Source organism: Mesorhizobium sp. B2-6-4, assembly GCF_006441495.1.
Taxonomy (GTDB): Bacteria; Pseudomonadota; Alphaproteobacteria; order Rhizobiales; family Rhizobiaceae; genus Mesorhizobium.
The window spans coordinates 114622-128285 of sequence record NZ_VFUE01000001.1 but is presented as its reverse complement, the minus strand read 5'-3'; the positions used below and the strand labels follow the sequence as shown (position 1 = coordinate 128285).

General features: G+C 61.8%; 10 protein-coding genes. 3 read left to right on the top strand and 7 right to left on the bottom strand.

What is annotated here, in order from left to right:
- The first annotated feature begins 103 nt into the window (after window positions 1-103).
- From FJ426_RS00590 to ggt, 3 genes are all read left to right on the top strand, one after another.
- A complete protein-coding gene (locus FJ426_RS00590) occupies window positions 104-2206 on the top strand; it encodes a bifunctional rhamnulose-1-phosphate aldolase/short-chain dehydrogenase (protein WP_140560850.1) in 2103 nt (700 codons plus the stop codon).
- A gap of 87 nt (window positions 2207-2293) precedes the next feature.
- The gene (rhaI, locus tag FJ426_RS00585; RefSeq protein ID WP_140560849.1) at window positions 2294-3586 is read left to right on the top strand and encodes an L-rhamnose catabolism isomerase; all 1293 of its coding nucleotides are present in this window, start codon (window positions 2294-2296) and stop codon (window positions 3584-3586) included.
- A 214-nt stretch (window positions 3587-3800) separates the two neighbouring features.
- A complete protein-coding gene (gene ggt, locus FJ426_RS00580) occupies window positions 3801-5540 on the top strand; it encodes a gamma-glutamyltransferase (protein WP_140560848.1) in 1740 nt (579 codons plus the stop codon).
- Window positions 5541-5655: 115 nt separating this feature from the next.
- Here the strand turns inward: ggt and FJ426_RS00575 are convergent, their stop codons facing one another.
- From FJ426_RS00575 to FJ426_RS00545, 7 genes are all read right to left on the bottom strand, one after another.
- Window positions 5656-6000, bottom strand: a complete 345-nt coding sequence (locus tag FJ426_RS00575) for a hypothetical protein (protein WP_140496551.1) — start codon at window positions 5998-6000, stop codon at window positions 5656-5658.
- A 1149-nt stretch (window positions 6001-7149) separates the two neighbouring features.
- Window positions 7150-7890, bottom strand: a complete 741-nt coding sequence (locus FJ426_RS00570; RefSeq protein ID WP_140496549.1) for a ribonuclease activity regulator RraA — start codon at window positions 7888-7890, stop codon at window positions 7150-7152.
- Between the two features lie 24 nt (window positions 7891-7914).
- Window positions 7915-9078 carry a mandelate racemase/muconate lactonizing enzyme family protein gene (locus tag FJ426_RS00565; protein ID WP_140496547.1) on the bottom strand — a complete coding sequence of 388 codons (1164 nt, stop codon included), beginning with the start codon at window positions 9076-9078 and terminating at the stop codon, window positions 7915-7917.
- A gap of 31 nt (window positions 9079-9109) precedes the next feature.
- Complete coding sequence (locus FJ426_RS00560) at window positions 9110-10207, bottom strand: ABC transporter ATP-binding protein (protein WP_140560847.1); 1098 nt, start codon at window positions 10205-10207, stop codon at window positions 9110-9112.
- A 10-nt stretch (window positions 10208-10217) separates the two neighbouring features.
- The gene (locus tag FJ426_RS00555; protein WP_140560846.1) at window positions 10218-11108 is read right to left on the bottom strand and encodes a carbohydrate ABC transporter permease; all 891 of its coding nucleotides are present in this window, start codon (window positions 11106-11108) and stop codon (window positions 10218-10220) included.
- Window positions 11105-12064, bottom strand: coding sequence for a sugar ABC transporter permease (locus tag FJ426_RS00550; RefSeq protein ID WP_140496541.1), 960 nt, complete (start codon window positions 12062-12064; stop codon window positions 11105-11107). The genes FJ426_RS00555 and FJ426_RS00550 overlap by 4 nt, the downstream gene beginning before the upstream one ends.
- A gap of 78 nt (window positions 12065-12142) precedes the next feature.
- Window positions 12143-13621, bottom strand: coding sequence for a sugar ABC transporter substrate-binding protein (locus tag FJ426_RS00545; protein WP_140496539.1), 1479 nt, complete (start codon window positions 13619-13621; stop codon window positions 12143-12145).
- Between the last annotated feature and the right edge of the window lie 43 nt (window positions 13622-13664).

Here is a 13664-nt window from a genome sequence, read left to right as displayed (position 1 = left end):
TATGATTGATGTTGATCGTTTGTGATTGACAAAGCCCCGCCTTGCGTAGACATTCCCGACGAAAAGAGGAGCGCACCGTCCGCGCTTCAAGGGAGGATTACCCATGCTCGACAAGCGCTCCGGCTCGCGCCTCGCCAATCTTTGGGATGATGCGAAGGCAAGGGGGATGAGCGATCCCGAGCTTCTGGTCTATCGTTCGAACACGCTCGGCTCCGACAAGCGTGTCACCAATTACGGCGGCGGCAACACCTCTTCCAAAATATGGGAAAAGGATCCGCTCACCGGACAGGACGTGGAAGTGCTGTGGGTGAAGGGCTCTGGCGGCGACAGCGCTTCGATCAAGCTTGATGGTTTTGCCACGCTCTACATGGACAAATTGCGGGCCCTCAAAGGCCTTTATCGCGGCGTCGAGCATGAAGACGAGATGGTGGGTTATCTGCCTCATTGCACCTTCAATCTCAATCCGCGCGCCGCCTCGATCGACACGCCGCTGCATGCCTACGTGCCGAAGCCCTATGTCGATCACATGCATCCCGACGCCATCATCGCCATCGCGGCCGCCAAAGATTCCAAGGCCTTGACGAAAGAAATCTTCGGCGATGCCATAGGCTGGCTGCCGTGGAAGCGGCCGGGCTTCGAACTCGGCCTGTGGCTGGAGAAATTCTGCTTTGACCATCCAGCCGCCAAGGGCGTCATCCTGGAAAGCCACGGCCTGTTCACCTGGGGCGAAAGCCCGAAGGAATGCTACGAAACGACGATCTCGGTGATCAACCAGGCGATCGAGTGGTTCGAGCGCCGTTCCGAGGGCGTCGCCATTTTCGGTGGCGAAGCGGTAAAGTCGCTCGACGCCGCCGAACGCCGCGCCATCGCCGCGAAGCTGATGCCGAGAATCCGCGGCCTGATCTCGGAAAAGAGCCACAAGCTCGGCCATTTCGACGATTCCGCCGCCGTGCTCGAATTCGTCAATTCCAGGGATCTGCGCCCGCTGGCGGCACTCGGCACCTCATGTCCGGACCATTTCCTGCGCACCAAGATCCGGCCGCTGGTCATCGAGTTCGATCCGGCCAAGCCCGATGTCGATGCGGTCATCGCGCGGCTGGCCGACGACATTGCCGAATACCGCGTCGGCTACCAGGCCTATTATGACAGCTGCAAGCATGCGGACTCGCCCGCCATCCGCGATCCCAATGCCGTGGTCTATCTGATGCCCGGCGTCGGCATGTTCACCTTCGCCGGCGACAAGGCGACTGCTCGCATTTCAGGGGAGTTCTACGTCAACGCCATCAACGTCATGCGCGGCGCCTCGACCGTCTCCTCCTATGTCGGCCTGCCTGCGCAGGAAGCCTTCGACATCGAATACTGGCTGCTTGAGGATCTGAAGCTGCAGCGCATGCCGAAGCCCAAGGCTCTTGCCGGCCAGATCGCGCTCGTCACTGGCGGCGCGGGCGGCATCGGCCGCGCCACGGCGAGCCGGCTGCTGCGCGAAGGCGCCTGCGTCGTGCTTGCCGACATCGACGAGACAGCACTTGCCAGCGCCAACGACGAACTGGCCAAGGCCTATGGCAAGGATTTTGTCCGCCCCGTGGTCATCAACGTCACGTCGGAGGATCAGGTCGTCGCCGGCTTTGCCGAAACGGCGGTCGAGTTCGGCGGCATCGATATTCTGGTCTCCAACGCCGGCCTCGCCTCCTCGGCGCCGATCGAGGACACGACGCTGGCGCTGTGGAACAAGAACATGGACATCCTGTCGACGGGATATTTCCTGGTCTCGCGGGAAGCGTTCCGGCTGTTCAGGGTGCAGAAGATCGGCGGCAACGTCGTTTTCGTCGCCTCCAAGAACGGCCTTGCCGCCTCGCCGAACGCTGCCGCCTATTGCACCGCCAAGGCCGCCGAGATTCATCTCGCCCGCTGCTTGGCGCTTGAGGGCGCGGAGGCGCAGATCAGGGTCAACGTCGTCAATCCGGACGCCGTACTGCGCGGCTCCAAGATCTGGTCCGGCGAGTGGAAGGAACAGCGCGCCGCCGCCTACAAGATGTCGACCGACGACCTTGAGGAACATTACCGCTCGCGCTCGATGCTGAAGCGCTCGGTGTTTCCCGAGGACATTGCCGAAGCGATCTATTTCTTCGCCTCCGACATGTCGGCCAAGTCGACCGGCAACATCGTCAATGTCGACGCCGGCAACGCGCAGAGCTTTACGCGCTAGGCCTTCCTTCTCCCCATTCACAGGGAGAAGGTGCCGGCAGGCGGATGAGGGGCAGCGCCAGCCGAACGAAATCTGGGAGGAACAGCAGTGTCCGAAACCATCATCTCGGCCGACGTCGTCGAAAAAAACAACGCCGCGCGCAAGGCCGATCTCGAGCGTGACTACGCCTCGCTCGGCGAACGGCTCGACCGTCGCGGCATCGCCATCGACGCGATCCGAGACAAGGTCGAGAAATTCGCGGTGGCGATCCCCTCCTGGGGCGTCGGTACCGGCGGCACGCGCTTTGCTCGTTTCCCCGGCGCCGGCGAACCGCGCGACATCTTCGACAAGATCGAGGATTGCGCCGTCATCAAGCAATTGACGCAGGCGACACCGACGGTGTCGCTGCACATTCCCTGGGACAAGGCCGACCCGAACCGGCTGAAGCAGGCGGCCTCGCGTTTCGGCCTCGGCTTCGACGCCATGAACTCCAATACGTTCTCCGACGCCAGGGACCAAAAGCTGTCCTACAAATTCGGCTCGCTCTCGCATGCCGACGCCGGAACGCGCCGGCAAGCGGTCGAGCACAATCTTGAATGCATCGAGATCGGCAAGACGCTTGGGTCCAAGGCGCTGACGGTGTGGATCGGCGACGGCTCGAACTTCCCCGGCCAGGTCAACTTCGCCAAGGCGTTCGAGCGCTATCTCGATGCCATGAAAGAGGTTTATGTCGGGCTGCCCGCTGACTGGAAGCTGTTCACCGAACACAAGATATACGAGCCTGCCTTCTATTCCACCGTCGTGCAGGATTGGGGCACCAATTGCATTATTGCCAAGGAACTCGGCGACAAGGCCTTCTGCCTGGTCGATCTCGGCCACCACGCGCCCAACGTCAACATCGAGATGATCGTGTCGCGGCTGATCCAGTTCAGGAAACTCGGCGGCTTCCACTTCAACGATTCGAAATATGGCGACGACGACCTCGATGCCGGTTCGATCGACCCCTACCGGCTGTTCCTGGTCTTCAACGAACTGGTCGACGCCGAACTGTCCGGCGCCGACGGCTTCGATCCGGCCCATATGCTCGACCAGAGCCACAACGTCACCGATCCGATCGAGAGCCTGATGCTGTCCGCGGTCGAGGTGCAGCGCGCCTACGCGCAGGCGCTGCTGGTCGACCGCAAGGCGCTTGAAGGTTTTCAGGACGGCAATGACGCGCTGATGGCAACGCAGACGCTAAAATCAGCCTACCGCACCGATGTCGAGCCGATCTTGGCCATGGCGCGGCTGAACACCGGCGGCGCCATCGATCCGGTCGCCGCTTACCGGGCGGCAGGCTACCGCGCCAAGGTCGCGGCGGAACGCCCGGCCGTTGCCGGCGGCAGCGGTGGCATTGTCTGAGGCCGAGCCCGCCCCTCATCCGGTCGCTTCGCGGCCACCTTCTCCCCGCTGGGGAGAAGAGACTGGCGCGAGCGCTGACAGCCTCCTCTCCACTAGACTAGGGAAGAGGTCGGATGGCAATCCGGGTGGGGCTCTTTCTCGTGCTCCCTCAATTGTTAGTGGACTCGATCACCCCAACACGGTTTCCTAGGCGTCCCCCGCCAGGAGCCTCGCCATGCATATCACTCGCCGCACGCTGATCGCCGTCAGCCTCTCCTTCACAATCGCTTTCGCGCCATGGGCGGCCGCCTTCGCCGCCTCGCCAGCGCCTGCCAAAGGCGAGAACGGCATGGTTGTCACCGCGCAGCATCTGGCGTCGGAGGTGGGCGTCGAAGTCCTGAAGAAGGGCGGCAACGCCGTCGATGCGGCGGTCGCCGTTGGTTATGCGCTCGCCGTCGTCTATCCCAATGCCGGCAATATCGGCGGCGGCGGCTTCATGACTGTCCGCTTCAAGGACGGCAAGTCGACCTTCCTCGATTTCCGCGAACGTGCGCCGCTGGCCGCGACCAAGACCATGTATCTCGACAAGGACGGCAAACCAGTGAAAGGCGCCAGCCTCGACGGCTACCTCGCCGTCGGCGTGCCGGGCTCCGTCGCCGGTTTCGAGATGGCGCGCGAAAAATACGGCACCTTGTCCCGGCAGGACCTCATGGCGCCGGCCATTCGCTATGCCAAGGACGGGTTCATCCTCAATCAGGGTGACGCCGCCTCGTTTGCCGGAGGTGCCGACAGGCTGGCGAAGGATCCCGCCGCGGCGGCCATATTCCTGAAGCCGGATGGCAAGCCCTATGGCATCGGCGAGCGGCTGGTCCAACCCGACCTAGCCGCGTCGCTCTCGGCGATTTCCGAAAAAGGCCCCGACGCCTTCTACAAGGGCGCCATCGCCGATGCCATCGTCAAGGCAAGCGGCGCCAAGGGCGGTATCCTGGCCAAGGGCGATTTCGAACAATATGCGGTGCGCGAGCTCAAGCCGGTGACCTGTTCCTATCGCGGCTACGAGATCATTTCCTCGCCGCCGCCCAGCTCCGGCGGCGTCATCATCTGTGAAATCCTCAACGTGCTGGAAGGCTATCCGCTGTCCTATCTTGGCGCCGGTTCGGCCGAGACCGTGCATGTCATGATCGAAGCCATGCGCCACGCCTATGTCGACCGCAATTCGGCGCTCGGAGATCCCGATTTCGTCGACAATCCGGTCTCGAAACTGCTGGACAAGGCCTACGCCAAGGACATCCGCGACAAGATCGATCCGTTCCGGGCCGGCGTGTCTCAGGACCTGATGCCGAAGGGGTTCGGCGAGAGCAAGGAGACGACGCATTATTCGATCATCGACAAGGACGGCAACGCGGTCGCGGTCACCTACACGCTCAACGGCTCGTTTGGCGCCGGCGTCGTCGCCGACGGAACCGGTATCCTGCTCAACAACGAGATGGACGATTTCACCCAGAAGCCCGGCGTGCCCAACCTCTACGGCCTGGTCCAGGGCGAGGCCAACGCCATCCAGCCGAAGAAGACGCCGCTGTCGTCGATGAGCCCGACCGTGGTGGCCAAGGACGGCAAGCCGTTCATGGTCATCGGCAGCCCCGGCGGTTCGCGCATCATCACCATTACGCTGGAAGCCATCGTCAACGTCATCGACCACGGCATGAACATCCAGGAGGCGATCGACGCGCCGCGCATCCATCATCAATGGCTGCCCGACACGGTCTATATCGAGCCGTTCGGACTGTCGCCGGACACCGAAAGGTTGCTGGCCGGCATGGGTTATCATCTCGATCTCAGCGACAAGACCTGGGGTCAGGCAGCGGGCATACTGGTCGGCGGCAAGAGCCTGGCGGAAATTGGGAAGGGTGGCGGCGCCCGCTACAATGGCGCCATCGACAGCCGCGCCGCTTCCGGCGAGGCGCTCGGCTATTGATGGGACTGGCGCACTCCGCAAGCGCGTGAACCCGCGTCCGCAATCGCATCGAAAACGAAAAGACAGGGCGGTCTGGGTTTCCGTGAAACGACCGCTTTAATTGACGATCAAGCCGTCACGAAATCAGCGTGACGGTGGATGCGATCAGCATCAGGGCCGCGATGCCGACGAACAGTGCGTAGATGCGCGGCCGGTCGAGCAGAAGCGCGTTTCCCGATATCCAGGCCGATGTGGCGCCGCCGAGCGCGAACAGGAAACCGTTGCGGTGGCCGAAGGTCATCGACGCGGCCATCAGCCCGCCTATGATCAGGGCGCCGAACACGATTATGACGGCGACCGCGTATCTCTCGAAGTCATTGCCGCTGCCCATCGCCGGACCGATCGCATTCAAATTCGGCAGGTCATCCGGATCGAAGGGGCTGGTCGACCCGTATTCGTCTTGACCGATGGATTCTCGCATCACTCGTTCTCCGCTGACCGGCAACAAACCATCAACACATGCCGAGCGCAACCCGATCGCGTGTTTCTCCCTACGTGTTGACCGCGATATCAAACCGTCCGGCAGGGCGCGCCATCCGTTTTGGCGGGTTCGGATCACCGCCGCAACGCCAGCGGTGTCTGCCCGAATGGCAACGGCCCGCCAACCTGCTTTTATATGGGCGTTTCTTCTGGAGAAAACATGATGGCGGAGTTGATTCGAGCTTCGACAGAAGCATTTTTACGCGACCGGAGCCGCGGCGCCAGGCGCGGCCGCGTAAAATTTTCAGCTCCGGGCGTCCGCTTGATGTTGAGCCAGGTGCGTTCCGCACTTGGGGCGAGCGTCATGCTGGCGCTCGCGGGCTCATGATGAACCAGCTCGACCAAAGCGGCCGGGCTGATCGCATGGACAAAGCTTGGCCGGGGATCGATTTTCGGCGACGGCCTGCGATATCCTAAGCTGGTATCAGGGCGGCGATACGATGGATGCTGATCTCCTTGCGTGCCTTGGACGCCTCGTTGGTCAGCCTCATGTAGAACCTCTGTACTGGACAGCCTCAATCCATAGTGCGAGCGCGGTGGCAGGCGACCGTCCCTTTACTTTCAAATCGCGGCCTCGATAGCCGCCGGCCGCGATCCATACCGTTTTTGAACGCTGATAGATTGTTACGCCTCGTGCATTCGCCCAAGCGCATGATTCCGCGAACTTTGGAGCCATTGCCGAGCCCGCTCCCGAGAATGCTGTCTCTATGTGACAAAGCTGCGTGGCCATATCAGGTCCCCTAATCTTGACGGTCCCGGCCGACGATCCCGGCCCCCGCCCAAAATCACCGAATGAATGATAGGACCGCTTCCGTTACGGTAATGTGTCGCCACCAGCGCGGTCAGGTATCTCCCGATGCAAAAGCCGCCAGCTTTCGGCAGGGACAGGTCTGGAGTGGCCAGGGATTAAACCCAGCTTAGGTCAACGAGCGGGCGGAGAGCCGGGATCGGCCGCCATTCAAACCTGATCAGGAGATCGGGCTGGAGACGATGGTGCGCAAGGCGCACCTGTTCGACGCACAGCGCGGCGCCAGGATAAATTAGGGGGAATGGCTGACGCGCGCTGGCGACTGTCAGTTCATCCTGTCTATCAAGGTTTGGCGTTGGCTTTCCGCCAAGCCTCGTACTCGTCGTTCGCGCTTGGGTGCAGTGGATAGTAGCGTTGCAACGGCGCGCCCCCCATGAGTTTCATTCGTGAGAATTCCTCCCAATCGTGATGCTTCTGGGATTCTTCGATGACCTTCGGGGCCATTGCGACGGGAAGCACCACCACCCCGTCGTCATCGGCGACGATGATGTCGCCGGGGATCACCGTGACACCGCCGCAGGCAATCGGAACGTTGACCGCATTGGGATAGATGCTGGTCTGCACATGATAATTTGGCGTCCAGCCGCGCAGCCAAAGAGGCAGGTCGAGCTTTTCGACATTGGGCCGGTCGCGCATGCACCCATCGATGACAATGCCCGCACCGCCTCTGCCCTTGAAATAGGTCGACATCATATCGCCGAAGACACCGGAGCTCATGTCGCCGCGCGCATCGACGACGACCACGTCGCCCTCCTGCGCATGGTAGAGCACATGTCTGTGAAGTTGCGTCTCCGGATCGGCATATTCTCCCTCGGTGAAGAGGTCCGGTCTCTGCGGCATGAACTGCAATGTCAGTGCCGGCCCGACGATCGACTTCCCATGGTTCTGCGGCACCGGGCCGACCATGTGCGGATTGCGAAAGCCCATATGGCCAAGTGTGCCCGCGACCGTGGCGGCGCCGATCTCCCTTAGCGCGTCGATCAGGTCCTTGGGCGGCCGCGTGATATCGGGAGTATGCGTCATTTTCGGACTCCGGTTGAAATTGAATTACCAGTTGGTGACAGAGCCGTCGCGGCGCTTGAGATGTGGCGCTTCCCAGAAACGGAAACTCTGCGCCTGGACCGCCGCTTCATTGACCTCGACGCCGAGCCCCGGCAGGTCGCTGACCGGATAATCGGGCCCGTCGAGCCTTGGCTGTACGGGGAAAAAGTCGGAATTGTCGAAACCCAGCTTCCTTTCGGGGATCCTGGTTTCTAGCCACGCAAAGTTGGGCACCGCGGCGGCGAGATGCACGGTTGCGGCCGTGCACACCGGGCCAAGGGGATTGTGTGGCATCAGGTCCACATAGTGCGCCTCGCTCCAGCCAGCGACTTTCATCGCCTCGGTGAGCCCGCCGACATTGCAGACATCGAGCCGGTTGAACTGGTGGATGCCGCGCTCGATGTAAGGCAGGAACTGCCACTTGCTGGCAAATTCCTCGCCGATGGCAAAGGGGATGTCGGTCATCGTACGAAGGGACTCGTACGCCTCTGGTGTCTCGGCCCGTATCGGCTCCTCGAGGAAATCAAGCACGCCGCGGCCGAGCTTGCTGCAGAAGCTCGCCGCCTCGGCCACCGACAGCCGGTGATGATAATCGACGCCGAGCACCACCTCATCGCCCAGCGCCTCGCGCGCTTTGTTCAGCATGCTCGCCGTAGGGCCGATCGATTCACGCGGCTCGAAGACGTCCTTGCTGCTTTGTCCGATGGGGAAGAAGCGGATTGCCTGCCAGCCCTGCGCGCGCAGTTCGCGGGCGCGTTCGATCGCAACATCGCCCTCGGCTTCGTCTCCGGTCGAGGCGAAGGTGGGCACGCGGTCGCGCTGCTTGCCGCCAAGCAGCTCGTAGACGGGCACCCCCAGCGCCTTGCCTTTGATGTCATGAAGGGCGATGTCGATGGCGGAAATCGCCGCCTGCAGGACCCGGCCTCCTTCGAAGTACTGACTGCGGTAAACCTCCTGCCAGATCAGGCCGATCTGCATCGGGTCGCGGCCGATGAGAAACTCGCGATAGTGCTCGACCGCGCCCGCCACGGCTTTCTCGCGACCGCTCAAGCCGCTCTCGCCCCAGCCGAAGATACCCTGGTCGGTCTCGACCTTGACGAGCATCTGGTTGCGCGTTCCCACCCATACCGGGTAGGGCTTGATCGCGGTGATCTTCAGGTTCTTGGTCATACACGCCCGCGTTCCACGCGCATCCCCTGTCTCAATCGGCCTTGAGGGCCATTTCAGTTTCGCCGTCGAACAGATGCATCCGCTCCTGGTCGAACTCGAGCCAGATCCGCTCATCAGGTTTGACGGCGACGTTGGGCGACACGCTGATGTTGACGATGGCGCCCGACAGGAATGCTTGCACGAAGGTGACGTCTCCGGTCGGCTCCACCGTATAGGCCTTGGCCGGAATGGCGCCCGGGACCGCGCTTTTGTGCAGCTTGATCGTCGAGTGCCGCGCGCCGAGCACGACCTTCTTGGTGGTCGCTCCCTGGACCTTGCGCGCGTTGAGTTGCGACAGCTCAAGCGTCCAGCCTTCCGCGCTGGTCAGCGCGGTGCTGCCGTTTGCCGTCGAAGCCTCCAGCGGAATGAGACTCATCGCCGGGCTGCCGATAAAGCTGGCGACGAACATGTTGACCGGATGGGCAAAGACCTGCGCCGGTGAATCGTATTGCTGCAGATAGCCGCCATTCATCACCGCCATCTTGTCGGCCATGGTCACGGCTTCGAGCTGGTCGTGCGTCACGTAGATGATCGTTGCCTTGAGGTCCTGGTGGAAGCGCTTGATCTCGGATCGCATCTGCACGCGCAGTTTGGCGTCGAGGTTGGAGAGCGGCTCGTCCATGAGGAACACAGCGGGGTCGCGGACGAGGGCACGGCCAAGGGCGACGCGCTGCTGCTGCCCGCCCGAAAGTTCCCGCGGTTTGCGCTCGAGCAGGTGCGTCATGTCGAGAACGCGCGCCGCTTCCCTGACCTTCTTGTCGATCTCGTCCCTGGAGAGTTTGCGCATCTGCAGCGGGAACGCCAGGTTCTTGTAGACCGATTTCTGCGGGTACAGCGCGTAGTTCTGGAACACCATTGCGATGTCCCGGTCCTTGGGGTCGAGATCATTGACCACCCGGTCTCCGATGGCGATGTCGCCCGATGTGATCGAGGTCAGCCCCGCGACGAGATTGAGCGTGGTTGTCTTGCCGCAGCCTGAAGGGCCGACCAGCGCAACGAATTCGCCGTCATTGACCGTCAGCGAAACATCGTTGACAGCTTTGAAGCCGCCATAGGTCTTGACGAGATCTTTGAGGACCACGTGGGCCATCGGCAACTCCCTAATGCTTGACCGCGCCTTCTGTAAGGGCGCGTACGAAGTATCGTTGCAGGACGAGGAACAGCACCACGACGGGCACGCTCATCATGAAGCTGGCCGCCATCAGGCCCGGAAAGTCCGTCGTGTTTTCCGAGAAGAAGCGCTGGATGCCGACCGGCAGCGTCAATTGCTCGTTCTTGGAAAGGAAGGTGTAGGCGTAGATGTATTCGTTCCACGCGCCGATGAAGGAATAGATCGCGGTGGCGATGATCCCAGGCGTCGAGAGCGGCATCACGATCAGGATGAAGGCCTGGAACCGCGTTGCGCCGTCGATGCGCGCCGCCTGCTCGAGTTGCACCGGGATGTTGTCGTAGAAGCCCTTGAGCAGCCAGATCGCCAGCGGCAGCCCGAAGGTCAGATAGGTGAGAATGAGCGAGCCGTGCGTGTTCACCAGGCCGATCGCGCGCATCAGGATGAAGAGCGGCACGAGAAAGATCACTGCCGGAAACATGTTGCGCAGCAAAACGGCGAAGAACAGGAAGTTCCGTCCGGGGAAACTGAAGCGCGAAAAAGCGTAGGCCGCGGGGACAGCCACGATTACGGAAAGGATTGTCGTGACGGTCGACACGAACAGGCTATTCCAGAAGAAGCGGAGGAAGTCCTGGCCGACGCTGTTCTGCGGATCGAGCAGTTTCTGATAGCTGGCGAGGGTCGGCTCGTCCGGCCACCATTGCGGCGGGAATTGCGTCGCCGCGAACCCGGATTTGATCGAGGTGATCAGCATCCAGATCATCGGCAATGCCGTATAAAGCAGCATGAACGCGAGAAAGATGCGCCCGGCCCACCGCCATCCGTCGACGCGCATACGGCGACGGGTCTGGCCTCGGGAGACCGTCTCGGCAATCGCGCTCATGCACCGCCCTCCTTCCGCTCGTTGCCGCTCAGCGCACGGACATAGAAGTAGCCCAGCGTCATCAGGATGATGAACAGGAGCACCGAATAGGCCGATGCCACGCCCCAGCGCTGCCGGCCGAAGGCGAGTTCGTAAATATGGGTGATCCAGATATGCGACGCGTTCGACGGCCCGCCGCCGGTCATGATCCAGGGGATGATGAAGGAATTGAAGTTGGCCACTGCCAGCAGCAGGATCGTCACCACCGAGACGTTTCGAAGGTGCGGGAAGGTGACGTGCCAGAAGCGCTGCCAGGCATTGGCTCCGTCAACTTTCGCGGCGAGCAGCAATTGCTCGGGGACTGTCTGCAGGCCCGCCATCATCATGATCATGGCGAACGGAAACTCGCGCCAGATGTTGACGACGATCAGGGAGGGGAGAACGGTGCTGACATTGTCGATGAAATTCGGCGGTCGGTCGGCCAATCCGAGGCCGACCAGCACTGCGCCGATGATGCCGAAATCCGAATGGTAGATCCACTTCCAGATATAGGAGGCGGCGACCGCGCTGATGACCCAGGGAATGATCAGGATAGCGCGCAGCACACCGCGGCCGATAAAGTCGCGGTGGAGCGCCAGCGCTGTAGCAAACCCCAGGACAAAGGAGATGAAAGTGGACCCGAATGTCCAGATCAGCGTGTTCCAGGTGACTTTCCAGAACACCTCGCTGGTGAGGATGGCCGTGTAGTTGTCGAAGCCGATGAAGGTCTTGTCACGAAGCTGCAAGCCGGGCGGCGTCTTATAGAACGACAGCTCGATCGTGTAGTAGATCGGATAGGCGATGACGATGAGCATCACGGCGATCGCGGGCAGCACGTACGCGTAGTCGGCGCGATGCTCCCAGATATCCCGCAGCGCACCGGACCTGCCGGGTTGCAATTTTCGGCGCGCCTCGGCCTTGCCGGTCACGATCGTCACGATGGTATGCCCTTGTTTCTTCGGAACGAACCGGCTGCGCTGTCAGCGCAGCCGGTCAGGTCGTGGGTCAGGCGCAGGCTAGAGCCCGCCCATCAGGTCTTTCACCTTCTGGGCCGCGTCGTCCGCCGCCTGGTCGACGGTCATCGCTCCGGTCAGGGCATTCTGCAGCATGTCCGGGACGATGATGTTCATGATCTCCGGGGCCTGCGGCAGCGCCGGGAACGGGATGCCGTATGGCAGCATCGAGGTCGTGACATCGAGGAATTTGATGTTGTCCAGACGTTCCTTCATCCATTTGGTCTTGAAGCCGTTCAGGTTGCCGGGATTCGATCCGGCATAGGCCATCTTCAGCGACCATTCAGGGCTCGTCCACATGCAGATGATAGCCTTCGCCGCCGGCTCGTCTACCTTGCCGCCTTCGACATATTCGGGCTTCAGGATGTGGATGTTCGAGCCGCCGAACACGACCGCGCGCTTGCCGTCGGGCCCGGCCGGGATCAGGCCGTAGCGCATGTTGTCGATGACGGTCTGCGCCTTGTCCTTGTCGGTGCCCGTCGCCTTCTTCTGCAGGTCGAGCATGACATTGTAGTCGGACGGGTGCGAGATCATCATGCCGAGTTGGCCGGCGACGAACAGGGGCTGGTTATCGGCCTGCTGGTTGGTGAGTGCCGAAACCGGAACCGACTTGTCGCGAACATACATGTCGTAGGAAGCCTGCAGCGCCGCCTTGCTCTGCGGGCTGTCGAGTTCGACCTGCTCATAGGTCGGGTTTGCCGCCGCTTCGTCGAAGACGCCGCCACCATAGGCCCATAGCTGCGGCATGAAGCGATACGGCGTATTGCCGGCATTCTTGCGAGCCACGAGGCCATACCCGGCAATGCCGAGCTTGTCGTGGATCTGCTTGGAATACTTGATGACGTCGTCCCAGGTTGCCGGTGGCTTGTCCGGATCGAGGCCGGCGCGTTTGAAGATGTCGGCGTTCCAGATGAACGCCATCGTTTCGTTGTTGGTTGGAATGCCGTAGGTCACCCCGTCCCAGGTCACGGCCTTCATGGCGCCGGGCCAGAAGTCCTCGGTCGAATAGCCCACATCCTCGGGCTTCAGCGGCTGCAGATAGCCTTTTGAAGCGAATTCGGTACCACCCAGGATTTGCAAGCGGACCGCCATCGGCGCGGCATTGCCGAGGAGCGCGGTGCGGAACTTGTCGAGAAGATCGTTATAGGTGAGGGCTTGTTCCTCGAGCTGGATGTTTGGATAGGTCTTGCGGAAGGTTTCGAAGAATTCCTTGTAGTATTGGCGCAGGAGGTCGGGGTCGCCCTCGAAAACGCCCTGATACCAGAAGGTCAGTCGCCCCTTGTAGTCCAGCGGGGTGACCTTGGCACAATCGGCCGCCGTGTCGAAATCCTGTGTGCCCGCAATGGCGCGGACATATTCCGGCGACCACTTGCTGAGGTCGACCGGCGGCGCGCCCAGCGCCGATGTGGACATCAGTGATGCCGCCAAAACGCTGGCGACAGTGCCGCGCAGGACCGCACTGCCGAGTATAATCCTCGTCATAGGTATCCTCCCTGGTTCTCCCATGCCGCTTTGCGGCGAGGCA

What these genes read in the sequence shown, in the direction of transcription:
- FJ426_RS00555 (WP_140560846.1), bottom strand. Translation starts at nt 11,108, where the DNA reads ATGAGCGCGATTGCCGAGACGGTCTCCCGAGGCCAGACCCGTCGCCGT.
- FJ426_RS00575 (WP_140496551.1), bottom strand. Translation starts at nt 6,000, where the DNA reads ATGCGAGAATCCATCGGTCAAGACGAATACGGGTCGACCAGCCCCTTC.
- FJ426_RS00545 (WP_140496539.1), bottom strand. Translation starts at nt 13,621, where the DNA reads ATGACGAGGATTATACTCGGCAGTGCGGTCCTGCGCGGCACTGTCGCC.
- FJ426_RS00590 (WP_140560850.1), top strand. Translation starts at nt 104, where the DNA reads ATGCTCGACAAGCGCTCCGGCTCGCGCCTCGCCAATCTTTGGGATGAT.
- FJ426_RS00565 (WP_140496547.1), bottom strand. Translation starts at nt 9,078, where the DNA reads ATGACCAAGAACCTGAAGATCACCGCGATCAAGCCCTACCCGGTATGG.
- FJ426_RS00560 (WP_140560847.1), bottom strand. Translation starts at nt 10,207, where the DNA reads ATGGCCCACGTGGTCCTCAAAGATCTCGTCAAGACCTATGGCGGCTTC.
- FJ426_RS00570 (WP_140496549.1), bottom strand. Translation starts at nt 7,890, where the DNA reads ATGACGCATACTCCCGATATCACGCGGCCGCCCAAGGACCTGATCGAC.
- ggt (WP_140560848.1), top strand. Translation starts at nt 3,801, where the DNA reads ATGCATATCACTCGCCGCACGCTGATCGCCGTCAGCCTCTCCTTCACA.